Origin of the sequence: Peribacillus folii, assembly GCF_030271255.1 — a bacterium.
Lineage (GTDB): Bacteria > Bacillota > Bacilli > Bacillales > DSM-1321 > Peribacillus.
In genome coordinates this window covers 110,475-137,103 of sequence record NZ_JASJOM010000012.1, presented here as the reverse complement: position 1 = coordinate 137,103, position 26,629 = coordinate 110,475, and the positions used below count along the sequence as shown (strand labels likewise).

General features: G+C 44.7%; 29 protein-coding genes and 1 other annotated feature. Of the genes, 28 read left to right on the top strand and 1 reads right to left on the bottom strand.

What is annotated here, in order from left to right; translation table 11 throughout:
• Positions 1-143: 143 nt before the first annotated feature.
• Positions 144-815 (top strand): deoxyribose-phosphate aldolase, encoded by a 672-nt coding sequence (deoC, locus tag QNI08_RS19025; protein ID WP_285768963.1) that lies wholly within the window; start codon positions 144-146, stop codon positions 813-815.
• Positions 816-1,029: 214 nt separating this feature from the next.
• Positions 1,030-1,158: a hypothetical protein gene (locus QNI08_RS19020; protein ID WP_285768962.1), complete on the top strand. Its 129-nt coding sequence runs from the start codon at positions 1,030-1,032 to the stop codon at positions 1,156-1,158.
• Between the two features lie 110 nt (positions 1,159-1,268).
• On the opposite strand, the gene QNI08_RS19015 is transcribed toward QNI08_RS19020, so the two are convergent.
• A complete protein-coding gene (locus QNI08_RS19015; protein ID WP_285768961.1) occupies positions 1,269-2,201 on the bottom strand; it encodes a Na/Pi symporter in 933 nt (310 codons plus the stop codon).
• 235 nt (positions 2,202-2,436) lie between these two features.
• Here QNI08_RS19015 and rpsU point away from each other — a divergent pair, with 235 nt between their 5' ends.
• The 26 genes from rpsU (at position 2,437) to QNI08_RS18885 (ending at position 26,610) form a co-directional block, all read left to right on the top strand.
• Positions 2,437-2,610, top strand: coding sequence for a 30S ribosomal protein S21 (rpsU, locus tag QNI08_RS19010; RefSeq protein WP_028391853.1), 174 nt, complete (start codon positions 2,437-2,439; stop codon positions 2,608-2,610).
• 14 nt (positions 2,611-2,624) lie between these two features.
• On the top strand, positions 2,625-3,068 hold the full coding sequence (locus QNI08_RS19005) for a GatB/YqeY domain-containing protein (RefSeq protein WP_285768960.1): 444 nt from the start codon (positions 2,625-2,627) through the stop codon (positions 3,066-3,068).
• 345 nt (positions 3,069-3,413) lie between these two features.
• Positions 3,414-4,688, top strand: a complete 1,275-nt coding sequence (locus QNI08_RS19000; protein ID WP_285768959.1) for an NfeD family protein — start codon at positions 3,414-3,416, stop codon at positions 4,686-4,688.
• A 50-nt stretch (positions 4,689-4,738) separates the two neighbouring features.
• Complete coding sequence (gene floA / locus QNI08_RS18995; protein ID WP_483313797.1) at positions 4,739-5,728, top strand: flotillin-like protein FloA; 990 nt, start codon at positions 4,739-4,741, stop codon at positions 5,726-5,728.
• A 22-nt stretch (positions 5,729-5,750) separates the two neighbouring features.
• The gene (locus tag QNI08_RS18990) at positions 5,751-6,251 is read left to right on the top strand and encodes a hypothetical protein (protein ID WP_285768958.1); all 501 of its coding nucleotides are present in this window, start codon (positions 5,751-5,753) and stop codon (positions 6,249-6,251) included.
• A gap of 111 nt (positions 6,252-6,362) precedes the next feature.
• Positions 6,363-6,647: a sporulation protein YqfC gene (yqfC, locus tag QNI08_RS18985; protein ID WP_285768957.1), complete on the top strand. Its 285-nt coding sequence runs from the start codon at positions 6,363-6,365 to the stop codon at positions 6,645-6,647.
• Between the two features lie 15 nt (positions 6,648-6,662).
• On the top strand, positions 6,663-7,850 hold the full coding sequence (yqfD, locus tag QNI08_RS18980; RefSeq protein WP_285768956.1) for a sporulation protein YqfD: 1,188 nt from the start codon (positions 6,663-6,665) through the stop codon (positions 7,848-7,850).
• A 3-nt stretch (positions 7,851-7,853) separates the two neighbouring features.
• Entirely contained in the window at positions 7,854-8,816 is a 963-nt protein-coding gene (locus tag QNI08_RS18975) for a PhoH family protein (RefSeq protein ID WP_285768955.1), read from the top strand.
• 191 nt (positions 8,817-9,007) lie between these two features.
• Positions 9,008-11,182 carry an HD family phosphohydrolase gene (locus QNI08_RS18970; protein WP_285768954.1) on the top strand — a complete coding sequence of 725 codons (2,175 nt, stop codon included), beginning with the start codon at positions 9,008-9,010 and terminating at the stop codon, positions 11,180-11,182.
• A complete protein-coding gene (ybeY, locus tag QNI08_RS18965; RefSeq protein WP_285768953.1) occupies positions 11,179-11,655 on the top strand; it encodes an rRNA maturation RNase YbeY in 477 nt (158 codons plus the stop codon). The genes QNI08_RS18970 and ybeY overlap by 4 nt, the downstream gene beginning before the upstream one ends.
• Complete coding sequence (locus tag QNI08_RS18960; RefSeq protein ID WP_285768952.1) at positions 11,633-12,010, top strand: diacylglycerol kinase family protein; 378 nt, start codon at positions 11,633-11,635, stop codon at positions 12,008-12,010. Before ybeY ends, QNI08_RS18960 begins: the two co-directional genes overlap by 23 nt.
• Before the next feature lie 37 nt (positions 12,011-12,047).
• Positions 12,048-12,446 (top strand): cytidine deaminase, encoded by a 399-nt coding sequence (locus QNI08_RS18955; protein ID WP_285768951.1) that lies wholly within the window; start codon positions 12,048-12,050, stop codon positions 12,444-12,446.
• Positions 12,439-13,368 carry a GTPase Era gene (gene era, locus QNI08_RS18950; RefSeq protein ID WP_285768950.1) on the top strand — a complete coding sequence of 310 codons (930 nt, stop codon included), beginning with the start codon at positions 12,439-12,441 and terminating at the stop codon, positions 13,366-13,368. The genes QNI08_RS18955 and era overlap by 8 nt, the downstream gene beginning before the upstream one ends.
• 99 nt (positions 13,369-13,467) lie before the next feature.
• Complete coding sequence (locus tag QNI08_RS18945; RefSeq protein ID WP_285768949.1) at positions 13,468-13,611, top strand: YqzL family protein; 144 nt, start codon at positions 13,468-13,470, stop codon at positions 13,609-13,611.
• Between the two features lie 33 nt (positions 13,612-13,644).
• Positions 13,645-14,397, top strand: a complete 753-nt coding sequence (gene recO, locus QNI08_RS18940) for a DNA repair protein RecO (protein ID WP_285768948.1) — start codon at positions 13,645-13,647, stop codon at positions 14,395-14,397.
• Positions 14,398-14,455: 58 nt separating this feature from the next.
• Positions 14,456-14,631 (top strand) — a binding site (T-box leader).
• Between the two features lie 102 nt (positions 14,632-14,733).
• Complete coding sequence (gene glyQ, locus QNI08_RS18935; protein ID WP_285768947.1) at positions 14,734-15,630, top strand: glycine--tRNA ligase subunit alpha; 897 nt, start codon at positions 14,734-14,736, stop codon at positions 15,628-15,630.
• The gene (gene glyS, locus QNI08_RS18930; protein WP_285768946.1) at positions 15,617-17,686 is read left to right on the top strand and encodes a glycine--tRNA ligase subunit beta; all 2,070 of its coding nucleotides are present in this window, start codon (positions 15,617-15,619) and stop codon (positions 17,684-17,686) included. The genes glyQ and glyS overlap by 14 nt, the downstream gene beginning before the upstream one ends.
• A 152-nt stretch (positions 17,687-17,838) precedes the next feature.
• Positions 17,839-18,477 carry a transcriptional regulator CcpN gene (gene ccpN, locus QNI08_RS18925; RefSeq protein WP_285768945.1) on the top strand — a complete coding sequence of 213 codons (639 nt, stop codon included), beginning with the start codon at positions 17,839-17,841 and terminating at the stop codon, positions 18,475-18,477.
• Between the two features lie 28 nt (positions 18,478-18,505).
• A complete protein-coding gene (locus QNI08_RS18920) occupies positions 18,506-19,315 on the top strand; it encodes a pyruvate, water dikinase regulatory protein (RefSeq protein ID WP_285768944.1) in 810 nt (269 codons plus the stop codon).
• Between the two features lie 499 nt (positions 19,316-19,814).
• Complete coding sequence (locus tag QNI08_RS18915; protein ID WP_285768972.1) at positions 19,815-20,270, top strand: YaiI/YqxD family protein; 456 nt, start codon at positions 19,815-19,817, stop codon at positions 20,268-20,270.
• Positions 20,271-20,318: 48 nt separating this feature from the next.
• Complete coding sequence (gene dnaG / locus QNI08_RS18910; protein WP_483313795.1) at positions 20,319-22,127, top strand: DNA primase; 1,809 nt, start codon at positions 20,319-20,321, stop codon at positions 22,125-22,127.
• A 35-nt stretch (positions 22,128-22,162) separates the two neighbouring features.
• A complete protein-coding gene (gene rpoD / locus QNI08_RS18905) occupies positions 22,163-23,296 on the top strand; it encodes an RNA polymerase sigma factor RpoD (RefSeq protein ID WP_285768943.1) in 1,134 nt (377 codons plus the stop codon).
• Between the two features lie 141 nt (positions 23,297-23,437).
• The gene (locus QNI08_RS18900; RefSeq protein ID WP_285768942.1) at positions 23,438-23,968 is read left to right on the top strand and encodes a hypothetical protein; all 531 of its coding nucleotides are present in this window, start codon (positions 23,438-23,440) and stop codon (positions 23,966-23,968) included.
• A gap of 234 nt (positions 23,969-24,202) precedes the next feature.
• Entirely contained in the window at positions 24,203-24,571 is a 369-nt protein-coding gene (gene cccA / locus QNI08_RS18895; protein ID WP_285768941.1) for a cytochrome c550, read from the top strand.
• 216 nt (positions 24,572-24,787) lie between these two features.
• Positions 24,788-25,495: a tRNA (adenine(22)-N(1))-methyltransferase gene (locus QNI08_RS18890; protein WP_285768940.1), complete on the top strand. Its 708-nt coding sequence runs from the start codon at positions 24,788-24,790 to the stop codon at positions 25,493-25,495.
• Positions 25,492-26,610, top strand: a complete 1,119-nt coding sequence (locus QNI08_RS18885; protein ID WP_285768939.1) for a Nif3-like dinuclear metal center hexameric protein — start codon at positions 25,492-25,494, stop codon at positions 26,608-26,610. The genes QNI08_RS18890 and QNI08_RS18885 overlap by 4 nt, the downstream gene beginning before the upstream one ends.
• The last annotated feature ends 19 nt before the right edge of the window (positions 26,611-26,629 follow it).

Genomic DNA, 26,629 nt, shown 5'->3' with positions numbered 1-26,629 from the left:
GACAGCGATATACGCTGTCTTTTTTTTATGTGTTTTCTTTGACCATTCGGGTAAAGACTATATATATCGTCAAATTGGACAAACTATGATATTATGAGAGGTACGTACAACTAGTTAGAATATGTTCCTGAGGAGGATTTCAAATGTCACAAAATGTAGCAGGTTTAATTGATCATACGTTATTAAAAGCGGATGCGACGAAAGAGCAAATAAAGGTATTATGCGAAGAAGCGCGCGAATACAAATTTGCTTCCGTTTGCGTGAATCCGACATGGGTGAAATATGCAAGCGAGCTATTGGAAGGCTCGGAAGTGAAAGTGTGTACGGTCATCGGGTTCCCTCTTGGCGCAACCACACCGGAAACGAAAGCGTTCGAAACGAAGGATGCCATCTCCAACGGAGCACACGAAGTCGATATGGTCATCAACATCGGCGCTTTGAAGGACAAAAATGATGAATTGGTAGAGCGTGATATTCGTGCAGTAGTGGCTGCGTCCACTGGCAAAGCGCTTTCGAAAGTGATCATCGAAACATCATTATTGACGGAAGAAGAAAAAGTCCGTGCTTGCGAACTAGCTGTAAAAGCCGGAACGGATTACGTGAAGACATCAACTGGCTTCTCGACCGGAGGAGCCACTGTCGAAGATATCGCATTGATGAGAAAAACGGTTGGACCTGACATCGGTGTCAAAGCTTCTGGCGGAGTCCGCAACACGGCTGACGCCCAAAATGTAATTGAAGCAGGAGCCACAAGAATTGGCGCCAGTGCCGGCGTCTCCATCGTAAAAGGCTTAACGGCTGATTCCGATTATTGATTTTCTGATTTTTCAAAGGGCGGAGAATAACCTTTCTCCGCCTATTTTTATTCCCTTTTTTCCTACTACGTCTGATTGCGCTTGTTTCATTTTTGTCCAAGATCAAGCTCTCCGTAGCAAAATAGGAAAGAATGTTTCAATTTTGAAATATCACTCGTTATTTTTGGAATTAAGAAACTTTTTTAATCGTGTATTATGGAAATAGGAATGAATAATGGCCTCCACTTTAAAGAAAACAAGCACAATCACGAGAATCGCGAGTAAAAGCATAAATCTCGCGAGTAAACTGCCCAAATTCGCGAGTAAACCGCCAAATCTGAATGTGAGACATGAAAATGCATAAGAACTAGCTCTAAAAATTAGCGAAACTGCGCAATTTTGCGGAGAAAATCGAAACTTACGAGCAAACCGCTGGAAGTTTATCCAAAGCCATTGACTTTTAGGACAAGCCCTTTATTTTTTTGAGCTTGGCCGATGCACCCAAAGGATGAGGTTGGAGAAGTGGCGTGCGGCTGGCAAGACAGCCAGCGAAGTCAGGATATTGAAAAGGACGCTGGCGTGAGCGAGTTGGGTCGCTTTGTTTTCGGTGAAAAAGGCAGCCGTTCGTTCCAGGATATCGACAAAGGGCAGGAAGGCGGCAACCCCGAGGACATTAAGCCAAATATGGGCATAGGCTGTAAAGGCAGCTTGTCTGCCGGAACCAATGCTGGCCATGTATCCGGTGATGCAAGTGCCGATATTGGAACCAAGCATGATGATGATGGCGGAAGAGACGGATAGTTCCCCGTTCATCAAAAAACTCATCGCGATCCCGATGGTTACCGAACTGGAGTGGATGAGTGCCGTTAATGCGATTCCCGCCAATAACGCAAAACTCATATGGCTTTCTATGTAACCGATGATCGTTTGGATGGATGGGTAAGCGGCAATAGGTGTCGAGAGCGTTTTGAATCCTCCCATCGCCGCAAAGATGGCTGAGATGCCGATGAGTGACATTCCCAAGCTCCTCGGCAAAACCTTAGGCATGAAGCAAAGCAGGGCTCCGCAAATGACGCCGGGAATGATCCATCTATCTAACGTGAAGCTCATGAACTCTGCCGTGAGAGTGGAGCCGATATTCGTTCCAAGTATAATCCCGATCGTTTGCGGGAAAGTTAAACTTCCTGCAGAAACGAGCCCGACCGTCATGACCATGACTGCCGAGCTGCTCTGGAGGACGCCTGTGAAAAGGGTACCTGCGATAAACCCTTTCCATGGCTTATCCGTTACTTTTGCGAGAAAAGTCTTTAGTGCGGCTCCTGACATATTGAACAGTCCAATTCGCAATACTGACATTCCCGCAAGAAACATCGCTATGTAGAATCCGAATAAAAAAAGCTCATGCATGGCCCTCACCTCTTCCTAAGCATATGGTCCAATCGGGGGAGACATGCTTTAAAAGGGTTTTCTTTTTAGGGGAATGGCCGTTTAGGTGAAAATCCCGATTAGAACATGAGAATAATCAAAATAAGTTTGATTATATTGGTTGACCTGATAAAGATGATATATTATAATTGTTTAGTACATGTATAACATGTTGACAACTTGAGTTAGTGTGTTGTTTTCGGAGGGAGGGAAAGAGATGTCTAAAACCGTCGTTCGTAAAAACGAATCGCTTGAAGATGCTCTTCGTCGTTTCAAACGTACTGTATCTAAAGCAGGATCGCTTCAGGAAGCTAGGAAGCGTGAATTTTATGAAAAACCAAGCGTAAAACGTAAGAAAAAGTCTGAAGCTGCAAGAAAACGTAAATTCTAAGAGAGGGTGGAAAGATGAGTCTTCTCGAGCGTTTAAATAATGATATGAAACAAGCGATGAAGAACAAGGAAAAGGACAAACTATCTGTTATTCGGATGCTGAAAGCTTCTATCCAAAACGAAGCTCTTAAGCTGAGACAAGATTTAACAGATAATGAAGAATTGACAGTGCTCTCTCGCGAATTAAAACAACGCAAAGACTCCCTCCAGGAGTTTGAAAACGCAGGTCGTTCCGATCTCGTGGATAAAGTCCGCACCGAACTAGTATACGTAGAGGCATATATGCCTGAGCAACTTTCAGAAGAAGAGATTTCCAATATCGTCAAACAGACGATTGAAGAAGTCAATGCAACATCCAAAGCAGATATGGGGAGAGTTATGGGAGCTTTAATGCCTAAAGTTAAAGGTAAAGCGGATGGTTCTCTAGTTAACAAATTAGTATTACAACATCTATCTTAAACTCTAAACTTAAAACTCGAAACCTAACCGCAGGCAGCTTGCCTGTGGTTTTTGTGTATTTCGTGATGATTATGCGTATATTATTGTAACGGGGTGTGGGAGTCACGGCACTCACAAATTTATTTGCTATTTTTGAAACCTTTTTCATATACATACGTAATAACAATAGAACAGAGTTAAGGGGGCTTCATGTACCCTTATACCCATTTTAGTGGCGAATTGGATTCGGGTAAGAATCCTCCTGACATTTGGAGGGCTTACAGCGTTTGATTAAGGGGAAAGGAGGCGTTCCGCCTGAAAATTTGGCGTTATATATCTGTACTGATATTGGGATTGCTGTTCACCGTGTCATCGTTTGGAGTATTGGCTGCTTCTGCACAGGAGAAAATCGTTTACCATGTTCCGATTGAAGAAACGGTGGAAAACGGTCTTTCGGCTTTTTTGGAGCGTGCGCTTAACACTGCTGAAGAAGCTGATGCAGATCTAGTCATTTTCGAGGTGAATACCCCTGGCGGTGCTGTCGATGCAGCGGGCAAAATTGCGAAGCTACTGTCGGATTCCCCGGTCAAGACCGTTGCCTATGTCAATAACCGGGCATTGTCTGCGGGTGCCTATATTGCCCTTAGTGCAGATGAAATCTATATGGTCCCAAGTGCTACCATGGGATCGGCAGCCGTGATTGATTCAGCGGGCAACGCTGCGAGCAAGAAGGCGCAGTCTTATTGGCTGGCTGCGATGAAGACAGCCGCGGAACAAAATGGCCGCGATCCGAAGTTTGCCCAAGCGATGGCGGATGAGGACATCGACCTTCCTGAATATGGTGCAGGAAGGGGGAAGCTGCTGACGTTCACAGCTGAACAGGCCAGAAAAGCTGGATATAGTGAAGGCGTCGTCTCAGGGAAAGCCGAGCTGTATAGTAAGCTCGGTGTTGAGGATGCCGACATCCGAACGATCGAAGAAAGCTTTCCTGAAAAGCTTGCCCGTTTTTTGACCAATCCGATTGTCGTTCCGATTTTATTGACGATTGCCGGCATCGGGATCGTGATTGAATTGTTTTCTCCCGGCTTTGGCTTTCCGGGAATCATTGGAGTCTCCAGTCTTGTCTTATTCTTTTATGGTCATCTTGTCGCAGGCATCACCGGGTACGAATCGCTGGCGATGTTCATCATCGGCGTCATCCTCGTGCTGGCGGAGTTTTTCATCCCGGGAGGGATTATAGGACTGCTTGGATTTACGGCGATCGTGGGGAGTTTGTTCCTCGCTTCGGATGATCCGGTCCATATGACCATATCCCTGCTTATTGCGGTAACCGTATCGATTTTGGCATTCATCCTACTTGTAAAGGTGTTTGGAAAACAAATGAAATTTTTCAGGAAAATGATTTTAACCGATGCAACAAAGACGGAGCAAGGGTATGTTAGTAATCCGAATCGAGTCGATTTATTAGGTGTGAAAGGGAAGGCCTTTACAGATCTACGGCCTTCGGGAACTGCATTGATCAATGATGAGAGAGTGGATGTCGTGACCGAGGGAAGCTACATTTCCAGAGGTTCGGCACTAATCATCGTCAAGGTTGAAGGATCTAGGGTAGTCGTCCGGGAAATCCCGGATTCCAATTAAAATTTAAAGAAACAGGAAGGATGAATCATTACGTGATAACATCAGGAACGATTTTTATTGTACTGGCAGTGATTGCTGCCATCATCGTATTGTCGGTATTTTTCACATTCGTGCCAGTGATGCTCTGGATATCCGCATTGGCTGCAGGAGTGAAAATCAGTATATTTACATTGGTTGGGATGAGACTTCGCCGAGTTATACCGAGCAGGGTAGTCAATCCCCTCATCAAGGCCCATAAGGCAGGAATCAATGTTTCGACCAATCAATTGGAGAGCCATTACCTTGCAGGAGGAAATGTCGATCGGGTTGTCAACGCTTTGATCGCTGCGGAACGTGCCAACATCGTACTGCCTTTCGAGCGCGGTGCAGCCATTGACCTGGCCGGCCGTGATGTACTGGAAGCCGTTCAAATGAGCGTTAACCCGAAAGTGATCGAAACTCCATTCATCTCAGGTGTGGCGATGAACGGGATTGAAGTGAAAGCGAAGGCAAGGATCACAGTTCGTGCCAATATTGAACGTCTAGTCGGTGGTGCCGGTGAAGAAACGATCATCGCCCGTGTCGGTGAAGGGATCGTATCGACGATCGGTGCTTCTAAAATGCATACGGATGTCCTCGAAAATCCCGATCTTATTTCAAGAACGGTATTATCAAAGGGATTGGATTCAGGAACGGCATTCGAAATACTTTCCATCGATATCGCTGAAGTGGATATCGGCAAAAACATCGGGGCGATCCTGCAAACGGACCAAGCCGAGGCCGATAAGAAAATTGCCCAGGCCAAGGCTGAGGAGCGACGTGCGATGGCTGTTGCCCTTGAACAGGAAATGGTTGCCCGTGTTCAGGAAATGCGTGCGAAAGTCGTTCAATCCGAAGCGGAAGTACCGCTGGCCATGGCCGATGCACTTAAAAGCGGAAACCTTGGCGTTATGGACTATATGAACATCCAAAATATAACCGCTGATACGGATATGCGTGGTTCGATCAGTAAAATTTCCGAAAATCCAAAAGATAACAACAATAACAACCATAATAACTAGGTTAGGGAAGGGAGATCTTTAAATGGGAGATATCATTGATTTCTTTCTCGGGAACCCATTCCTAATCATTATCTTGATCGGCATTATCTCGTCCATGTTAGGCAGGAAAAAGCAGTCTCGGGAAAATGGTGCCCCTAATGGCCCTCCTAAAAAGAAATGGCAGGATGTCATGCGGGAGCTACAAGGTGAAATGCAGGGGAACCAGCAGCAAGGCCCTGCCCCTGCTCCTGTAAGGAAAGTCGAACAGCAGGCACCACAGGCTGCCGAGATAATCGATGAGACGAAGAGTGAAGCGAACCAAAGGATCGCCGAGCTTAGGCGGCTTCAGCAGAAGTATGATCAAGAACGTTTATATCAAAAGGCGAAGGCCGATAGTATTGCCTCAGCCATATCCGATACCAGCAGTCCCGTTTATCGTAAAGGACCTTCCTTCGGGAAAAAGCAGCTGATTGATGGCATCATCATGTCGGAAGTGCTGGGCCCGCCAAGGGCGAAGCGAACTCTCCAAAGATCCAGAAAATAAGCGGACATCTCTCTTGATCGCTTCAAGAAAAAATAGACTTTCGTTCCCGGATAATTTTGTGCTAGAACCCCCTTTCACCTCATACATTGAGATGAAAGGGGGTTCTTTTTTATGGCTCGCAATTGGGGAAAAAAGATGAAACAGCTTATGACCAATACAATGGACCTTCCGCAAGATGTCATGATGGACCTGCCGAGAATTACCATGATCGGGCAATTACATATCTACATTGAAAACCATCGTGGCTTGTTGGCCTTTACTGATAGCGAAGTACGCTTGATGCTGAAACAGGGCCACCTGCTGATAAAGGGAAGCTCCTTTGTCATAAAGACGATCTTGCCCGAAGAAATCATGCTCGAAGGAAAGATCGACAAAGTTTATTTTATCAATGAATGATCCTGGGAGGTCTCCATGAAAAACCAATGGACAAACTATTATACAGGCTATGTAAAAGTGAAGGCACATGGAAAAGGTGCAGAACGGCTGATCAATATGCTGACACGAAGAGGGCTTCATATCTGGGATTTGAAGCGTGTTGGCAGTGAAGCCCTGATTTTCCATATGGAATTCAGGGATATTCCTAAACTCCGCCAGGTCATGCGTAAAAGCGATTGTAAAGTATCGTTCATGCAGGGGAGGGGATTCCCTTTCCTGCTAAAGAGAGTGATGAAAAACAGCGGGTTCCTTGTCGGGCTCATTGCGTTTTTGCTTTGCATTTTCGTGCTTTCCAATATGGTATGGGGGATCGAGGTGAAGGATGCAAAGCCGGCGACCGAGCATGCCATCCGCAAAGAATTGGACAAGATGGGCGTGAAGATCGGCAAAGTGCAATTTTTTGTTGATGATGTGGATACGATCCAGCGTAAGCTGTCGGATCGAATCGGGGCACTGACCTGGGTTGGGGTCGAGCTCAAGGGGACGACGTACCATTTCCGTGTCGTTGAAAAACGGCAGCCGAAGGAGGTCGAGAAAACATCGCCGCAGAACTTGGTGGCCTCGAAAAAGGCGATCATCGCTGATATGTTTGTAAAAAAAGGACAATCTAAAGTAAATGTAAATGATTATGTCGGAAAGGGGCAGCTTCTCGTCTCAGGTTTGATCGGCAAAGAGGATAAGCAGGAAATCGTATCTGCGCAGGGAGTGATCAAAGGGAAAACCTGGTACAATGCCGAGGTGAAGATTCCGATGAAAACGAAATTTTCCGTTTTGAACGGAAATGAAACGAATAAGCATTACTTGAAAATGGGCGGTTTTTCCCTTCCTGTATGGGGATTCAAGGATCCAGGTTATGACAAGCAGGAAAAAGAAACGACCGTCAGGCCTTTTCACTTCCTGCAATGGGAACTCCCCATATCCTATAAACAAGTGACATTGAGGAGCAAGGAGGATATCGTACGGAGCTATACGAGGGAAGAGGCTGTGAAGGAAGGAAGGAAAATGGCTAAAGCGGAATTGAAGAAGCATTTGGATGAAGAAGATGAAATCATCGGAGAAAAAATTTTGCACGAAAGCCTGGAGAATGGTAAAGTTAAATTGTCTATACATTACCAAGTTATTGAAGATATAGCGATTGGACAGCCAATCATTCAAGGAGACTAACGAATGGCAGATGATGTGAAAGTAATCAAGCTTGAAATCGAATCACCTAATGAAGCGATTGCTTTGTTGGGCAATGGGGATTCAAATGTAAAAGTGCTTGAAGAAGAGCTGGGCATTTCCGTCATTACCCGAGGTGAAGCCGTCAGTGTCGCTGGCGCAATCGACCGGATAACAATGGGGCAGGAAATCCTGAAGGCACTGTTGACAGTAATCAGAAAAGGAATTGCGATCAGTTCCAGAGATGTGCTTTATGCCATTGAAATGGCTAGAAAAGGTACCCTTGAGTATTTCGGTGAATTGTATGATGAGGAAATTGCCAAAACCGCCAAGGGGAAATCGATTAAAGTTAAAACGATCGGGCAAAGGCATTATATCCAGGCGATAAAGAAGCACGACCTCGTCTTTGGAATCGGGCCCGCCGGAACAGGGAAGACGTATCTCGCTGTAGTGATGGCGATCAATGCTCTGAAAAATGGACAGGTTAAGCGGATCATCCTGACAAGGCCTGCCGTTGAAGCGGGGGAAAGCCTCGGTTTTCTCCCGGGAGACCTAAAGGAAAAGGTGGATCCTTATTTGCGGCCGCTGTACGACGCTCTCCATGACCTTCTAGGGATGGAACAGACCCAGCGGATGATCGAGCGGGGGACGATCGAAATTGCCCCCCTGGCTTATATGAGGGGCCGTACGCTTGAAGATGCCTTTGTCATTTTGGATGAAGCCCAAAATACGACGGAGGCCCAAATGAAAATGTTCCTAACCCGTCTTGGGTTCGGATCGAAGATGGTCATTACGGGGGACCGGACACAGATTGACCTCCCAAAAGGGATGAAGTCAGGTTTGGTAAGGTCAGAGGAGATTTTGAAGAATGTCAAAGGTCTATCCTTCGTATATTTCGAACAAAGCGATGTAGTGAGACATCCGCTTGTTGCCAAAATCATCACTGCTTATGAACAGGCAAAGTCATAGGAACGAATCCGCCATTTCAATCGGCGGATTTTTCGTGATGTGCCCAAATGTCACGACTTTTTCACAAAAAAGTGGAAAAGGGGCGAAAGAAGCCTTACATTTATCTAATCCGCAGGTGAAAAAAAATATGAAAACTGTTATGATTTTACATATCTAGAATAATAACCATCATTTTTTTAGGAGGACCTTCCTTGAATCGTATCCAGAAATTCTTCACTAAATTAAAAGGGCTATTGGTCCATCGTTTTTTCCAGGTGCTATTGTTCATCATTCTTGGTGTATTCGCGTATGGGCTGATGTTTTCCAATGTTAAACCGGAAAGAGTCCAAGTCGAGCTTTTCAAGCCTGCGGAGCAAACGATCCGTTCAACCAAGACGGTGGAAGATACCTATAAGACGGAACAGGAAAAAGAAGAGATATCTAAACAGGTACCGGATGTTTATTCGTTAAAAAAAGAATATGCCAAGAATAAAGTCGATCTGATTGCCTCGATTTTCGATACGGCGATCGAGGTTAAAAAGGAAACGGACCCCGATAACGATCATGACAAAGACGGGGAGAAGGATAAGAAAAAGGAAACCATCAAGACAGATGCACAAAAGGTTTCCATTTTAAAAGAGAAGTTGACTGATGAGGTCAATAAAAATATTGAGGATTCCGTTTTCCTTGCTTTGGTGCAGGCGGATGAAGATGAGCTGAAGATTGCGAGGGATTCAACCATCACCGCCGTGAATAATGTGATGAGCTCCAGAATTGCAGCGAGTGACGTCGAAAACGCCAAGAAAAAGGTCGTAGAGGAATTGGGCTATATGAGCATCAGCAGTGATATGAAAAAAGCCTCTAATTCCCTAGCGCGGACGGCCATCATCCAAAATGTTTTCTTCGATAAGGATAAAACGGAGGAACAGCGAAGGAAAGCGATTGATAGCGTGGAGCCGATCCGAATCCTTCAAGGGCAGATCATTGTTGAAGAAAATCAGTTAGTGGATAGGGATGTTTATCGGCAGCTAGAGCTTGCAGGCTTTCTGAATGCCGAGTCAACCATATACCCTTATATCGGGCTGCTTTTATTCATCGTGTTGACCTTTACTGCCTTTTATTACTTTTTCACCTTTTCGTTTTCGAAAAAGGATAACAAGTACAATCAACTATTGATCTTCAGCCTTGTCTTCATCCTTTCGATGGCCACGATGAAAATGATCAGCATCCTGGCAGACATGAAAAACTCGAATTTGGAATATATTTTTCCGGTTGCCATGTCCGCTATGCTCATCAAGATCTTGTTGAATGATAAATTGGCGGTGGCGATGATCATATTATTAGGTTCTTATGGTACGATCATATTCAATGGAGATACGCCTGGGAATCTTGATATTGCGATGGGGCTTTATATCATTTTCGGCGGGTTGACGGCCATCCTCATCTTATCTAGGCTCAACTTCAAATCGAAGGTTTTGGTGGCAGGCCTGCTGCTGTCTTTAATCAATATGGCCTTTGTGTTTTCGCTCATCTTCATCATGGATGGCCATTATACGAGAATGGAATATTTGTATTATGCCGTTGCGGCGATAGGCTCAGGTGTTGGCTCGGCCGTTTTGACGATGGGCCTGCTGCCCTTTTTCGAGTCAGGCTTCGGAATTTTATCATCGATGAAATTGATCGAGCTAGCAAATCCGAATCATCCATTGCTGCGGAAAATCCTGATCGAGGCTCCAGGAACCTACCATCACAGTGTCATGGTCGCCAATTTATCGGAATCCGCTTGCGAATCGATTGGTTCAAATGGCCTGTTGGCAAGGGTTGGCAGTTATTACCATGATATCGGCAAAACGAAAATGCCGCATTTTTTCATCGAAAATCAAATGAATGGAGATAATCCGCATGACCGGCTGCAGCCTGAAACGAGCAGGGATATCATCATTGCCCATGCCGTCGATGGCGGGGAGATGCTGCGGAGCCATAAATTCCCTAAAGAAATTGTGGATATTGCGGAGCAGCATCACGGGACCACGTTGTTGAAATTTTTCTACCATAAGGCCAAGAAACTGGACGATGCCACGCATGAGGACGCATACCGTTATCCTGGGCCGAAGGCGGTCATGAAGGAAGTCGCGGTCATAGGCATTGCCGATAGTGTGGAAGCTGCCGTGAGGTCGATGCAGCATCCAACGCCGGACAAGATTGAAGAATTGGTCAATTTCATCATTCAGGAGAGAATTCAGGATGGTCAATTTGATGAATGTGACATTACTATGAGAGAATTAAGTATCGTGAAGCATTCCTTATGTGAATCGCTGAACGGTATCTTCCACTCCCGGATTGAATATCCGGAGCAGGATAAATTAGGACAGAAGGTGAAAGAATGATCTTAGCGATCGATTTAATGGATGAAACGAATGAAGTAACCGAAGAAGCTCAACAGCTAGTTGAAAGCATTCTTCATTTCGCGGCAAAAAAAGAAAAAATCGAAGAGGATACCGAGTTGTCCGTCACCTTTGTGGGCAATGAGAGAATTCGTGAAATCAACAAGGAATATCGTCATAAAGATTCAGCTACGGATGTCATTTCCTTTGCACTTGAAGAGATGGGTGAGGATGAAATTGAGATTATCGGAGGGGAAATGCCCCGGATGCTGGGCGATATCATCATTTCCATTGAGCGGACGAAAGAGCAGGCTGAAGAATATGGGCATTCCTTCGATCGTGAGCTTGGATTTTTGGCGCTTCACGGTTTCCTTCATTTATTGGGATACGATCACATGAATGAAGAAGAGGAAAAAGAGATGTTCACTAAACAAAAGGAGATCTTGGAAGAATATGGACTTTCAAGAAAAGGATAAAAAAAGGTATCCTTTAATTAAAAGTTTTTCTTTTGCCTGTCAAGGAATTTTGGAGGCAATTCGAACGGAGCGCAATATCAAGATACATTTTGTGCTGACGGCAATCATCCTGCTTTTTGGCTGGTATTTCTCCTTGAATGGAATGGAATGGCTCTTCATATTGGCGGCGATAGCGGGAACGATTGCATTGGAGCTCATCAATTCAGCGATTGAAAGGGTAGTGGACCTGGTTACAGATCAATTCCATCCATTGGCGAAGCAGGCAAAAGATATTGCAGCCGGAGCTGTATTCATATATGCTATATTTTCTATCATAGTTGGATTGATTATTTTTTTGCCTAAGCTGGGCCTTTAACGGCAGCACGACACTCAATTTGAAAGGAAGATGAGAATTGAATACGAAAGATTTGATTGAGGAAGCTAAAATAGCAAGGGAAAAAGCATATGTGCCTTATTCCAAATTTAAAGTGGGGGCAGCCCTTTTAACCGTTGATGGCAAGGTCTATCATGGGTGTAATATAGAAAACGCCGCATACAGCATGTGCAATTGTGCCGAGCGGACCGCTTTATTCAGCGCCTATGCACATAACGATAAAGCATTCACCAAGCTAGCGGTCGTCGCAGATACCGATGGCCCTGTATCTCCATGCGGAGCATGCAGGCAGGTTATATCTGAACTGTGCGATAAGAATATGCCAGTCGTTTTGACCAATTTAAATGGTGATATGAAGGAATTAACAGTACAGGAATTGCTTCCAGGAGCTTTTTCACCGGAGGATTTAAATGGATAAATTATTTCAAGATACACAGGAAAAAGGGTACAAATCAGGTTTCATCTCGATTATCGGCCGTCCCAACGTTGGAAAGAGTACATTCTTGAACCGCGTCATTGGCCAAAAAATTGCCATAATGAGTGATAAACCGCAAACGACAAGAAACAAGGTGCAAGGTGTCCTTACGCAAAACGACTCCCAAATGATATTCATCGATACACCTGGAATCCATAAGCCGAAGCATAAGCTTGGTGATTTCATGATGAAAGTGGCAACGAATACATTGAAAGAGGTCGATTTGATTCTCTTCATGATCAATGCGACCGAAGGATATGGCCGCGGCGACGAATTCATCATTGAAAAGCTTCAATCCGTAAAAACGCCCGTTTTCCTTGTTGTTAACAAAATCGACGCGATGCATCCGGATGAGCTGCTGCCGATCATTGAAAAATATCAACAGCTTTACCCTTTCGCGGCAGTCGTCCCAATTTCTGCGCTTGAAGGGAATAACGTCGATACACTGCTTGAACAAATCAAGGAGCACCTGCCTGAAGGTCCCCAGTTTTATCCTGCAGACCAAGTGACCGACCATCCGGAGCGTTTCATCATTTCCGAATTGATTCGTGAAAAGGTGCTGCACCTGACGCGTGAAGAGATTCCGCATTCAGTGGCCGTTGTCATCGATTCAATAAAAAAAATGGATAACAGCGACACCATCAATGTGATGGCGACGATCGTCGTCGAGCGTGATTCCCAAAAAGGCATCGTCATCGGAAAGCAAGGAAAAATGCTTAAGCAAGTCGGGAGCCGTGCGCGCCTGGACATCGAAAACCTTTTGGGGTCGAAGGTATTCCTGGAGCTATGGGTCAAGGTACAGAAGGATTGGCGCAACAAAGCCAGTCAGCTTCGCGATTACGGGTTCAATGAAAGCGAATACTAATTAACAAATTTTACGCTTCATGAAAGTTTGGAAAACGGTCAAGCTAATCATATGGTCGGTTACTCATATTGCTAGTGAAAAATGAAAGGTGGGCTTTATATGTTGGAATTTACCTGGGAGTTATTTAGCGAAACAGGTAATGTGGACACCTATTTGCTGTTTAAGGAGATAGAAGTCGAAAGACAGGAAAGACCCTTGCAATCGAATGAAGAGCTAGCAGAATTTGATTTTCCCGTTTCATAGGTTAGTCTTGACGAGCGTGGGTGGTGTCTGGGTGTGCTCCAAAAATGTGAAGGCATCGTTATAAGGCGAACTGCATATGGAGAAAATAACAAAATCATTACGATCTATACCCGTGAGCTAGGAAAAATTGGCGTTATGGCTAGAGGTGCGAGTAAGCCAAACAGCAGGTTATCAGCCGTCACCCAGCTTTTTTGCTCCGGGTATTTTCTTGTAACTACATCAACCGGACTCGGAAGTCTTCAGCAAGGGGAAATGGTCGACTCGCTCCGGTTCATCCGGGAAGACCTTTTTGCAACTGCGTATGCCTCTTACATCGTGGAACTGCTCGATAAAAGTGTCGAGGATAAGAAACCGAATCCATATTTGTATGAATTGCTTGCACAAACCTTGCATTACATAAACGAAGAATATGACGCAGAGGTCCTGAAATTCATTTTTGAAATGAAGATGCTGCCAGTCAATGGGATTAACCCAGTGCTGAACCAATGTGCCGTTTGTGGTGAAACGGAAGGGGAGTTCTCCTTCTCGCTTCGGGAAGCGGGGTTTATTTGTCACCGCTGTCTAGGCAAAGATCCTTATCATTACAAGATCTCACCTGCAGCCGTCAAATTGCTGCGTATCTTTTATTATTTGGACTTGTCCAGGCTCGGAAACATATCCGTCAAGCCGGAAACGAAAAAGGAACTGCAGAAAATCATTGATGCTTATTATGAAGAATATTCCGGTCTGCATTTAAAGTCAAAAAAGTTCCTGAAACAGATCGATACGATGAAAGACTTGTTTTAAACATCTCGGCTATTGACATTCCGTGATAGTTTGTATAAAATTCTAATCATTAAAATAGAAGATTGCGTTGATGGAAAAGAGTATCTGTCATTCTCCATAAAAAGCGAACCCGGGACGGTGGAAGCCGGGGTATGGATTGACAGGGAAGGGCGTTTCCGGAGCATGCTGCTTTGAAAAGAGGCCGTTTCATGACGGCAATTAGGGTGGAACCGCGGGTTAACTCTCGTCCCTATGCATAACGCATAGGGACGAGAGTTTTTTGTTTGCCTAAAACCTGTGGTTGAACCCCGGTCCTCGATTAACAAAGAGCCGTTTTAAATAATTTGGAGGTGTACGATGAATATTCAAAATATGATTTTAACGCTGCAAAAGCATTGGTCCGAACAGGGCTGCATATTGATGAATGCTTATGATGTCGAGAAAGGGGCAGGCACGATGAGCCCATACACGTTCCTAAGGGCGATTGGCCCTGAGCCGTGGAGCGTTGCATATGTCGAGCCATCCAGGCGTCCGGCAGACGGCCGGTATGGAGAGAACCCTAACCGCCTGTATCAGCATCATCAATTTCAGGTGATCATGAAGCCTTCACCTGACAACATCCAAGAGTTATATTTGGATTCACTGCGCGCTTTAGGCATCAATCCGCTGGAGCATGACATTCGCTTCGTCGAGGATAATTGGGAAAACCCATCTCTCGGCTGTGCAGGCCTAGGCTGGGAAGTATGGCTTGATGGAATGGAAATCACCCAATTTACATATTTCCAACAAGTGGGCGGACTTGAATGCAAGCCGGTTTCCGTGGAAATTACATACGGAATCGAACGTCTTGCCTCTTACATTCAAGATAAAGAAAACGTATTTGACCTTGAATGGACAGAAGGGTTCACAGTCCGCGATATTTTTGGACAGCCGGAATACGAGCATTCAAAATATACGTTTGAAACGTCTGATCTTGATATGCTGTTCCAGCTTTTTGCGATGTATGAAAAGGAAGCGCATCGCCAAATGGAAGAAGGGCTTGTACACCCAGCCTACGATTATGTCTTGAAGTGTTCACACACCTTTAACCTTTTGGATGCAAAAGGGGCCATCTCGGTGACGGAAAGAACCGGATATATTGCCCGGTGCCGTAACCTAGCGCGTAAGGTTGCCAAAACCTTCTATGAAGAGCGGGAAAAATTAGGCTTCCCAATTCTGAAAGTGAAAGGGGAACAAACAAATGAGCAAGCGTGATTTGTTATTGGAAATAGGTTTGGAAGAGCTGCCGGCACGGTTCGTGACAGCGTCAATGAACCAGCTTTCGGATAAAGTGCAGAAATGGCTGACGGAAAAAGCGATTGGCTTCGGAACGGTTGAAGCTTTTTCAACCCCAAGGCGTTTAGCCATATTGGTGAAAGATGTTGAAGAATCCCAAAAGGATATCGAAGAAGAAGCGAAGGGACCGGCAAAGAAAATCGCCTTGGATAGTGAAGGGAACTGGTCCAAAGCAGCTTTAGGATTCGTCAGGGGTCAAGGCATGACTTCCGAGGATATTTATTTCAAGGAACTTAAGGGTGTTGAATATGTCCATGTGAATAAATTCATTAAGGGACAGCCGACAGTTCAACTTTTATCGGAACTGGAGGATATCATCAGCGGGATGACGTTCCCGAAAAATATGCGCTGGGCCGATCAAGAGCTGCGCTTCGTCCGTCCGATTAAATGGCTGATTGCCCTTTTCGGTCAAGATGTCGTGCCATTTTCGATCGCAGAGGTGCAAACGGGCCGAGAAACGAATGGACACCGTTTCTTGGGTGAAAAGGCAATCATCGACAAACCTGCGCAGTACGAAGAAGCGTTGGCAGAACAATCTGTCATGGCCGATCCGGATAAACGCCGTCAGGTCATTTTAAATCAAATTAGAGGACTTGAGCAGGAAAAAGGGTGGATCATTCCCGTCGATGAATCCCTGCTTGAAGAAGTCAACAATCTACTCGAGTATCCAACCGTGCTATACGGTCAATTCGAGGAGGAGTTCCTTGAGCTTCCGGCAGAAGTGCTGATTACTTCAATGAAGGAACATCAGCGCTATTTCCCTGTCAAGGACCAGGCGGGCAAATTACTTCCATTCTTCGTGACCGTCCGGAATGGAGATGCAAAGCACTTGGATAAGGTGTCCAAAGGAAATGAAAAGGTGTTGCGGGCCCGCTTGTCCGATGCAGCATTTTTCTATAAAGAAGATCAAAAAAGGGAAATTTCCGATGCTCTGAAGAAATTGGACAGCATCGTATATCATGAAGAAATCGGTACATTGGCCGAAAAAACTTCACGGGTGAAGGCAGTGGCGGGCAAGCTTGCTGACTTACTGCATTTAGGGGAAAAAGAAAAGGAAATGTGCCTCCGTGCAGCTGAAATCGCCAAGTTTGACTTGGTCAGCCATATGGTTTACGAATTCCCGGAATTGCAAGGATATATGGGTGAAAAATACGCCCTCCTTAAAGGAGAAGCCAAAGAAGTGGCTGCTGCCATCAATGAACATTATATGCCAAGACATGCAGATGATGATGTACCGCCATCGGTGATTGGAGCGGTTGTAAGTTTAGCTGAAAAAATCGATACGCTTGCGTCTTTCTTTGCCATTGGCGTCATTCCGACTGGGTCCCAGGATCCATATGCTTTAAGAAGGCAGGCGAGCGGTGTCGTTCAGATCCTCGCCGAGAAGAAATGGAATATTTCTTTAGAGGAGCTAATCGTTCTAGGCCTTAAGGGTCTTGAAGCAAAAAACATCTTAAAACGAGATTTAGCTGAAGTTGAAGCAGATATGTTCACATTTTTCAAAGCAAGGATCAAGCATCTCCTGCAAGAAGAGCAAATCCGCTACGATATGATCGATGCCGTCCTGTTTGGTGAAATCGGATCCATCCATTCGATCGTCGAGCGTGCCCACGTCCTCGATGCAAAAAAAGAAGAAGCTGGCTTTAAAGAAAGCATGGAGGCTTTAAGCCGTGTCATGAACATTGCCGGAAAATGTGAGGAAAAGGTGACGGTCGATCCGAACGCTTTTGAAAATGATCAGGAAATAGCTCTATATGAAAAGTATCAGCAGGCAGCAAGGCAATATACCAAATCCCAAAGTGAAGCTGAGCGGTTTGAGCTGCTTATTTCACTGCAAAGGGAAATAGAGGCGTATTTCGAAAATACGATGGTCATGGCTGAAGATGAAGCACTCCGCACTAACCGTTTGTCGCTCATGAAGGATATCAGTGATTGGGTGGCAAGCTTCGCGGCAATGAATAAAATCATCCTTTGATTGTGTGATGAATGGCAAGCGGAAAACCCTTTTTGGAAGGGGTTTTCCGCTTCCAAAACATAAAATGGGACAAACATGCCTTTATTAAATAATTTAGTATATAATGATTAAATGAAAAACTTTTGTTACTTTGCTCTGCGAAACGCAGTGGGGTGGTGATTATAATCCAATTAAATAAACGTCAGGAACATATTTTGCAAATCGTCAAAGAAAATGGACCGATAACGGGGGAACATATTGCAGATAGATTGAATCTCACAAGGGCCACACTACGTCCGGACCTAGCGATATTAACGATGGCAGGGTTCCTCGATGCCAGGCCGCGTGTGGGGTATTTTTATACAGGCAGGTCGGGTACACAGCTTTTGACGGATAGCCTGAATCATCTATATGTACGAGATTACCAATCGATCCCTGTCGTTGTGGATGAGGGCATCTCCGTTTATGATGCGATCGTCATGATGTTTCTAGAAGATGTCGGGACAATGTTTGTCGTCGATAAACATGCCTTGCTTGTCGGTGTCTTATCCAGAAAGGACTTGTTGCGTGCCAGTATTGGCAAACAAGAGCTTAACTCCATTCCGGTCAATATCATCATGACCAGGATGCCCAATATTACGATGTGTTCAAAAGAAGACCTTTTGATAGATGTTGCCAAAAAGTTGATAGATAAACAAATCGATTCGTTACCGGTCGTCAAAGACACGGATAAAGGCTATGAAGTAATTGGAAGAATTACAAAAACCAATATAACCAAAGCATTCGTGGCTTTGGCTGATGAAGGCTATTAGGGGGCTTGCAAAAGGGATGACGGAGAATATGAAGGGTTCTATTATATATGTTGTATCGGATTCAGTGGGGGAAACGGCTGAACTGGTTACCAAAGCAGCAGCCAGCCAGTTCGCTGGGTCGGCTTTTTCCATAAAGAGAATTCCGTATATCGAAGACGAACAGAATGTGGATGAAGTAATTTCATTGGCCAAGCTAGATGGGGCAATCATTGCATATACCCTTGTGAAGCCAGCTATCAGGGCGTATATGAAGGCACAGGTTGAAAAGGCAAATCTGTCCGCTTATGACATTTTGGGGCCGCTCATGGACATCCTGCAGGAAAGGGCTCCAAAAGGACCGCTCAATGAACCAGGTCTTGTCCGGAAGCTGGATGATGATTATTTCAAACGTGTCGAAGCGATCGAATTTGCCGTCAAGTATGATGATGGCCGTGATCCTCGCGGCATTTTACGAGCGGATATCGTACTTGTCGGTGTATCGCGCACTTCAAAAACGCCGCTCTCACAATATCTAGCACACAAGCGCTATAAAGTGGCGAATGTGCCTTTGGTTCCTGAGGTGGAGCCTCCAGAGGAATTGTTCCTGGTTCCCCCTGAAAAATGCATCGGATTAAAGATCAGTCCGGAAAAGCTGAATCATATCCGCAAGGAACGGTTGAAATCACTAGGGCTCAATGATCACGCCATATACGCTAATGTAGAGCGCATTAAGGAAGAATTGACATACTTTGATAAGATCATATCTAGGCTGAACTGTCCGATCATCGATGTAACCAACAAGGCGGTGGAAGAAACAGCCAATTTGATCATCAATATCCTGCAAAATAAAACTCGTTGATATACATGTTTAAAAATCCGGAAAAACCAAAATGTGAGCTAGACACGTGTAGTGTCGGCTCACATTTTAATGCCACGCCTCCTTTAGGGGATAACGAACAGATATAGAATAAAATTACATATTCCGCTTCGTCGATTGAATGAAAATATAAACGTAATTTAAATGTTGGCATCTTTCAAACAAATAGACTATAATAAAAAATTGTGAGAAAAAAGCATTCTTAAGGTTTAGACTTAATTAATAACGAATAAACTAAAGGTTAGTGAGATGTCAAGGTTTTTATCATAAAAATAATTCGACATGTTCCGTATAATTTGAAAGACGCCGCTCTGTTTAAATGCAATTGTGGCACATTCACTTAAATTATCAGATATTCCTTGAAGAATAATGTGGGCTCTTTTAGGGAAATTACTCGGAAGTAATCCTGAAAAATTCACGATATCTTCATAAAGTTTAGGGGAGAAAAAGGATTATGCAGAAAGATGTAGAATTAAAAGGTATGAATGATAAACCTACGATACATGTCGATGCCGATGCATGCCCGGTGAAAGACGAGATCCTCCAATGTGCCCGATTGCACGATATCGATGTCTGTTTTGTTGCATCATACAAGAATATGATGAATGATCCTGAAGGGAAATGGGTATATGTCGATGCAGACAAGGAAGCGGCGGATCTTTATATAGTAAACTCAGTAAAAAAGGGTGATGTTGTCGTTACGGCAGATATTGGATTGGCTGGGACCCTGCTTCCCAAAGGTGTTTACGTTCTTTCCCCAAGGGGAAAGGAATACACGGACGAGAATATTTTCATGCTCCTGGATATGCGTTACCAGTCGGCTAAGCTGCGCAGGCAAGGTAAGCATACAAAAGGGCCGAAACCATTCACGAAGGAAGATCGACTAAGCTTTACAAATAAACTTTTGAAAATTTTGTCGAACTTTGCAGGGAATTAGGCGTCAGTATCGAATAATAAACTATCACCAATATGGCAAGGTGGAAAAATGATAAATGGCCGTATAGAAGACGAAAAAATTAACCAAATTCGCGAAGCGGTGGACATTGTAGATTTAATTGGGGAGTACGTCCAGCTGAAGAAGCAAGGGCGCAATTACTTTGGCTTATGTCCTTTCCATGGTGAGAACTCTCCCTCATTCTCCGTTTCACCGGAAAAGCAAATCTTTCACTGTTTCGGGTGCGGGGCAGGCGGGAACATTTTCACCTTCCTGATGGATATAGAGGGCTACAATTTTGTTGAATCCGCAAAAGTATTGGCTGAAAAAGGAAATGTTCCTTTGGATGTTGAAGTCAACAAGGATTCCAAGCGCTCCAACATGCCTGCCGGCTCGCAGCAAATGGTTGAAGCCCATGACCTGCTGCGAAAGTTCTATCATCATCTCCTCGTTAACACGAAGGAGGGGCAGGAAGCCCTCGAATATTTGCTTGGCCGCGGGTTTACTGAAGAAACGATAGAAAAGTTCCAAATAGGCTACTCATTGGATTCGTGGGACTTCGTGTCCAAGTTCCTTTTGAAGCGCGGGTTTCCAGCGGAATATATGGAACAGGCGGGGCTTATTATTTTTAGGGAAAAAGACGAGTCATATTTTGACCGTTTTAGAAATAGAGTCATGTTCCCAATCATGGATCATCAAGGAAATACGATTGCGTTTTCAGGAAGAGCGATGGGGAATGATGAGCCTAAGTATTTGAATAGTCCTGAGACGCCCATCTTTAATAAAAGCAAAACTTTATATAATTTTCATCAAGCAAGACCACATATACGAAAAAAAGAACAAGTCGTTATTTTTGAGGGCTTCGCCGATTGCATCTCAGCTGTACGTGCAGGGGTGGAGAATTCGGTCGCAACAATGGGGACTGCCCTGACGGAGCAGCATATCCAGCTTTTAAAGCGGAATACCGATCAGATACTTATCTGCTACGATTCGGACTCTGCTGGCTTGAATGCCGCCAATCGTGCAGTCGATATGTTACAGAATCATGACTTTTCAGTGAAGGTCGCCCTCATGCCTGATAATTTGGACCCCGATGACTACATAAAGGAATTCGGTGAAAAAAGCTTTGTTTCTGAAGTAATAGGGGCCAGTTTAACCTACATGGCATTCAAAATGCATTATTTGCGCCGAGGGAAAAATGTAAATAATGAAGGAGATCGAATTCAATATATCGAAGAAGTCCTTAAGGAAATTTCGCGATTGCCTAATGCAGTGGAGAGGGATCATTATCTCCGGCAAATATCCTCTGAATTTTCCCTGTCATTGGATGCGCTGGAGCAGCAGCAGCGACAAGTGTTCTTCAGCGAACGGAAGAAGGGGACCTTGCCGCAGCCAGCAGCCCAAAAGAAAATGGCCCTGCATTATGAGCATAAGCTAAAGCCTGCACATCATAACGCTGAAATGAAGTTGATTGCCCATATGCTTAAAAGCAGGGATATGAGTTTCAAAATTCAGCAGTTGCTTGGCCAGACATCCTTTCATGTAGATGAACATCAGGCAATCATCACCTATTTATATGCGTTCTATGAAGATGGACACGAACCGGATACAAGCTTTTTCCTATCATATTTACCGGATCCAAACTTGAGAAGGATCGTTTCAGAAATAGAAATGATGTCAGTGAATGAGGAAGTTACCGATAAAGAACTGACCGATTGTATAAATCAAGTGTTGAAATATGAAAAGTTGTTAAAGATAAAAGAAAAACAAGCTGAAGAAAAAGATGCAGTCAGGCGAAGCGATTATGTCACCGCTGCACAGATAGCCATGGAAATCATTAAATTGCGTAAAATGTTGTAGTTGTTTAGGTGTAAGTCCTGGAAGGAGGGGAACTAATGGCTGAAAAACCAGCACGTTCCAAACAAGTTGATAATGAGTTTAGCCTTGAGCAGGTGAAAGAAAAATTATTAGAGCTAGGTAAAAAACGAGGCTCTTTGACATTAGAAAAAATCGCTGAAATGATTGGCGGTTTTGAATTGGATTCCGATCAAATGGATGAGTTCTATGAGGTGTTGGCAGAAAATGGCGTCGAAATCCTCACTGATGGCGAGGAAGACGATGATGAAGATGATCCGGATGAGAAGAAACTTGCAAAAGAAGAAGAGTTCGATCTGAATGATTTAAGTGTTCCTCCCGGCGTTAAGATCAATGACCCAGTCCGGATGTACTTAAAGGAAATCGGCCGGGTGGATCTATTATCCGCAGAAGAGGAAATCTCGTTGGCCACCCGGATTGAAGATGGGGATGAAGAAGCGAAACGCCGTCTGGCTGAAGCTAACCTTCGTCTGGTTGTCTCCATTGCCAAACGCTATGTTGGCCGCGGCATGCTATTCCTTGATTTGATTCAGGAAGGGAACATGGGTCTTATCAAAGCGGTGGAAAAATTCGATTACCGCAAGGGATTCAAGTTCAGTACGTATGCAACATGGTGGATTCGCCAAGCCATTACACGTGCCATTGCCGACCAAGCAAGAACGATCAGGATACCTGTGCATATGGTGGAAACGATCAATAAATTGATTCGTGTCCAACGGCAGCTCCTTCAGGACCTAGGGCGTGAGCCTTCGCCGGAGGAAATTGCAGAGGATATGGACCTGACGCCTGAAAAGGTACGTGAAATCCTGAAAATAGCTCAGGAGCCAGTTTCCTTGGAAACGCCGATAGGCGAAGAAGATGATTCTCATTTAGGTGACTTCATTGAGGATCAGGATGCGACTTCCCCATCGGAGCATGCAGCATATGAACTATTGAAAGAACAGCTGGAGGACGTATTGGACACACTGACTGATCGTGAAGAAAACGTCTTGAGACTGCGCTTTGGACTTGATGATGGCCGTACACGGACGCTTGAAGAGGTAGGTAAGGTATTTGGAGTTACCCGCGAGCGTATCCGCCAGATCGAAGCGAAAGCGTTGCGTAAGCTACGGCATCCAAGCCGAAGCAAACGCCTGAAAGATTTCTTGGAATAGTATAGATTGAACTTTACAGAGCCCTCTTTGAATGCCCAGCGTTCGGGAGCGGCTTTTTTTTTGCCCATGTGCATGGATGTGAATGCACAACGCGGCTAACAGCCGTTTAAAAAGAACGATGGTCATGAGGATGTGAAATTCATGGATGAAATGAGAAAGAAAATAATCATTCAAGAAATAAATGCTTGGAAGGAAAGTCGAATGCTTCCCGAGCAATATTGTAATTACCTGCTTACCTTATATTCTGAAGGTGAAAGTCCCCACGCCGTTACGGATGCCAACCGGAAGGAGAAAAAGAGTCTCTTTTCCCTGTTGTGGATTGGAGCGCTTTTTGCATTTATTGTATTTTTGAATTATTTTACTGAAATACCCATAAGAATGCAAATGCTTCTGACAACTATTTCAATCATCATCTTTGGTCTGATGGCCCGCCGCCTTATCGGGAGGAAGCTCATATTTCAGATGGCGTTGATTGGGATGGTTCTCTCATTTCTGTTATTGACAGTCAGTTTGGCTGATTTCATGGCACCGGGAAAAGCAGGAGTCCTGTACTTCATCCTGTTTTTGAATTGCGGATTCTGGATTGTACTCGGTGTCAGGCTGAAGCTGGCCCATTTCTGGATTGCCGGAGGCTTGGGCGCTGCAGTCACTCTTTACTTTTTGCTCATATAAGTTCAATCGAGATTTAAGCGGTTTCAAATGGTTCATTCAGGGTATTATGAAATATATGTAAGTTGAAGGGAAATCATTTGGAAATATACATAAATTTTTGACAATTTTAAGAAATTATATAATATCTTCTATTTTTGGGGTTTTACTTGAAACTCTTTTCAAGTAAAATAATATATAGCTGTTTGTATATATTAAAAAGGGAAAGTTTAGGTTCTACATAGGGGAGGAAAGACAATGAATCGCAATCCAGTAATGCCTTTTATTATTATCATGGTTTTTGGTATTGGACTTATGTTTTTACTTTCGTTTAAAGGTTTGGGTGATGCCAAAGATCTTGCCAAGGAAAAAGAGGGCGGCGCAAAGACTGAAGAATCTGACAGTGCCTCTGCTTCACCCGAGGACATCTATAAGCAAAACTGTATCTCCTGTCACGGTAATGCCTATCAGGGCGGTGTCGGACCAGCTCTTAAAGGCGTGGGTGACCGCCTTTCGGTAGACCAGGTGAAAGAAGTCATCACCAATGGGCGTGGCGCCATGCCAGCAGGCTTGGTCGAAGAACAGAACATTGACGCCATGGCCAAATATATTCATGGATTGAAATAATGCAAGGAAACTGACTCAAAAAAATCGTTGGAAGGCGAGGCTTTGGGTCGGTTTTTTTGTATTTTTGAAAAAGGAGACACGTACAAGAGGGGATCCTTCTATCCAGTGATGGGAAGCTTCTTTTCTCTTTCTGTAATTTTTTCATGGAACTTGTTATAATCGAATGGGAAACTAATTATTTGTAAGCCATTACTAGAATTAAGAGAGTTGATGAATATGAATCATGAAAGACTATCAATGAGATTGGAACGCGTAGCCATACATATACCTAAAGGAAGCCTTCTGGCCGATATAGGTTCAGATCATGCTTACTTGCCTTGTTATGCAGTGACTAACGGCCTGTGCGAGGGTGCCATAGCGGGCGAGGTGGTGGAGGGGCCCTATCAGTCAGCCCGCAAGCAAGTGGCAATGACGGGGCTTGAGGAAAAGATAGAGGTGCGTAAAGGAGATGGACTGGAAGTATTGAATCCCGATGAAGCGACATGCATTACGATTTGTGGCATGGGAGGGACTTTGATATCCAGCATTCTGGAAAGCGGGAAAGAAAAACTGGGCATGGCAAAAAGGCTTATCCTCCAGCCGAATGTCGGTGCAGCGAATGTACGCAGCTGGCTGATCGAGAACGACTGGGAGTTAATTGGCGAAGAAATTTTAGAAGAAGATGGGAAAATCTATGAAATCTTGATTGCCGAAAAAGGGGACCCGCTACGGCCATATCGTGTTAACAAGCAAAATGGCATCATGTTCGGACCGCATTTAACAAAAGAATTCAGTGACACCTTCATCAAGAAGTGGCAACTGGAGAAAAAACATTTGCAGAGAATCATCGAGCAGCTTGATGAAAGCGGACGAAGCGGACTGGAAACGAAACGAAATGGACTCAAATCGCAAATTTCCGTAATCGAGGAGGTGCTTGAAGGGTGAAGAAGGTGAACGGTAACCAAATCATCGAGTTGTTTGAACAATTTTCACCTAAGACATATGCAATGGATGGAGATCCGATCGGGCTGCACGTCGGCCAGCTCAACAAGACCGTTACGAAGGTGATGGTTGCACTGGATGTACTTGAAGAGGTCGTGGAAGAAGCGATTGAACATGGGGTCCAGCTGATCATTGCCCACCATCCGCTCATTTACCGGCCATTAAAACGAATTGATACGATGACTGCCGGAGGGCGTATCATCGAGAAACTGATCAAACATGATATCGCCGTTTACGCGGCGCACACCAACTTGGATGTCGCTGCGGGCGGCGTGAACGACTTACTTGCCGATGCGCTGCAAATACAGGAGACACAAGTGCTGGTTCCCACTCATGAGGCGCGGCTGAAAAAACTTGTCGTCTATGTTCCCAAGGCCGATGAAGAAAAGCTGAGGGAAGCATTAGGCAAGGCAGGTGCAGGGGCGATCGGAAATTACAGCCATTGTTCATTTTCCTCGGAAGGTACAGGACGCTTCTTGCCGGGTGAAGGCAGTGAACCGGTAATCGGCTCTCAAGGAAGGCTCGAAGCCGTCAAGGAAATGCGGATCGAAACTTTATTCCCGGAGAATCTTGAAAAGAAAGTGCTGGCAGCGATGTTGAAGGCCCATCCATATGAGGAGGTCGCTTACGATATATATCAACTGGAGAATCAAGGTGAGTCGCTTGGATTAGGGAAGATTGGCGTCCTAGCTGAAGAAATGACACTTGAACAGTTTGCCGAACATGTAAAAGTGACTCTCGATGTTGATAAGGTACGGGTCGTGGGTGATTTGCAAAGCCCGATCAAAAAAGTGGCCGTGCTTGGCGGCGATGGCAATAAATACTTTACAGCTGCGAAATTCAAGGGTGCGGATGTGTATGTTACCGGCGATATGTATTACCATACCGCACATGACGCGACGATGCTCGGTTTGAATATCGTGGACCCAGGCCATAATGTGGAAAAAGTGATGAAAAAAGGTGTAGCCCGGAGACTTGGAGAAATGTGCCGCGAGCGGAACTTCGATGTCGAGTTCATTCCATCGCAGGTGAATACAGATCCATTCCGTTTCATATGAACAAAAAAAAGGGCAGCCG

Excerpts from the sequence above, each read along its gene's own strand:
- deoC (WP_285768963.1), top strand. The coding sequence starts at position 144 with ATGTCACAAAATGTAGCAGGTTTAATTGATCATACGTTATTAAAAGCG.
- QNI08_RS19020 (WP_285768962.1), top strand. The coding sequence starts at position 1,030 with ATGGCCTCCACTTTAAAGAAAACAAGCACAATCACGAGAATCGCGAGT.
- QNI08_RS19015 (WP_285768961.1), bottom strand. The coding sequence starts at position 2,201 with ATGCATGAGCTTTTTTTATTCGGATTCTACATAGCGATGTTTCTTGCG.
- rpsU (WP_028391853.1), top strand. The coding sequence starts at position 2,437 with ATGTCTAAAACCGTCGTTCGTAAAAACGAATCGCTTGAAGATGCTCTT.
- QNI08_RS19005 (WP_285768960.1), top strand. The coding sequence starts at position 2,625 with ATGAGTCTTCTCGAGCGTTTAAATAATGATATGAAACAAGCGATGAAG.
- QNI08_RS18990 (WP_285768958.1), top strand. The coding sequence starts at position 5,751 with ATGGGAGATATCATTGATTTCTTTCTCGGGAACCCATTCCTAATCATT.
- yqfC (WP_285768957.1), top strand. The coding sequence starts at position 6,363 with ATGGCTCGCAATTGGGGAAAAAAGATGAAACAGCTTATGACCAATACA.
- yqfD (WP_285768956.1), top strand. The coding sequence starts at position 6,663 with ATGAAAAACCAATGGACAAACTATTATACAGGCTATGTAAAAGTGAAG.
- QNI08_RS18975 (WP_285768955.1), top strand. The coding sequence starts at position 7,854 with ATGGCAGATGATGTGAAAGTAATCAAGCTTGAAATCGAATCACCTAAT.
- ybeY (WP_285768953.1), top strand. The coding sequence starts at position 11,179 with ATGATCTTAGCGATCGATTTAATGGATGAAACGAATGAAGTAACCGAA.
- QNI08_RS18960 (WP_285768952.1), top strand. The coding sequence starts at position 11,633 with ATGGACTTTCAAGAAAAGGATAAAAAAAGGTATCCTTTAATTAAAAGT.
- era (WP_285768950.1), top strand. The coding sequence starts at position 12,439 with ATGGATAAATTATTTCAAGATACACAGGAAAAAGGGTACAAATCAGGT.
- QNI08_RS18945 (WP_285768949.1), top strand. The coding sequence starts at position 13,468 with ATGTTGGAATTTACCTGGGAGTTATTTAGCGAAACAGGTAATGTGGAC.
- glyQ (WP_285768947.1), top strand. The coding sequence starts at position 14,734 with ATGAATATTCAAAATATGATTTTAACGCTGCAAAAGCATTGGTCCGAA.
- glyS (WP_285768946.1), top strand. The coding sequence starts at position 15,617 with ATGAGCAAGCGTGATTTGTTATTGGAAATAGGTTTGGAAGAGCTGCCG.
- QNI08_RS18920 (WP_285768944.1), top strand. The coding sequence starts at position 18,506 with ATGAAGGGTTCTATTATATATGTTGTATCGGATTCAGTGGGGGAAACG.
- QNI08_RS18915 (WP_285768972.1), top strand. The coding sequence starts at position 19,815 with ATGAATGATAAACCTACGATACATGTCGATGCCGATGCATGCCCGGTG.
- dnaG (WP_483313795.1), top strand. The coding sequence starts at position 20,319 with ATGATAAATGGCCGTATAGAAGACGAAAAAATTAACCAAATTCGCGAA.
- rpoD (WP_285768943.1), top strand. The coding sequence starts at position 22,163 with ATGGCTGAAAAACCAGCACGTTCCAAACAAGTTGATAATGAGTTTAGC.
- QNI08_RS18900 (WP_285768942.1), top strand. The coding sequence starts at position 23,438 with ATGGATGAAATGAGAAAGAAAATAATCATTCAAGAAATAAATGCTTGG.
- cccA (WP_285768941.1), top strand. The coding sequence starts at position 24,203 with ATGAATCGCAATCCAGTAATGCCTTTTATTATTATCATGGTTTTTGGT.
- QNI08_RS18890 (WP_285768940.1), top strand. The coding sequence starts at position 24,788 with ATGAATCATGAAAGACTATCAATGAGATTGGAACGCGTAGCCATACAT.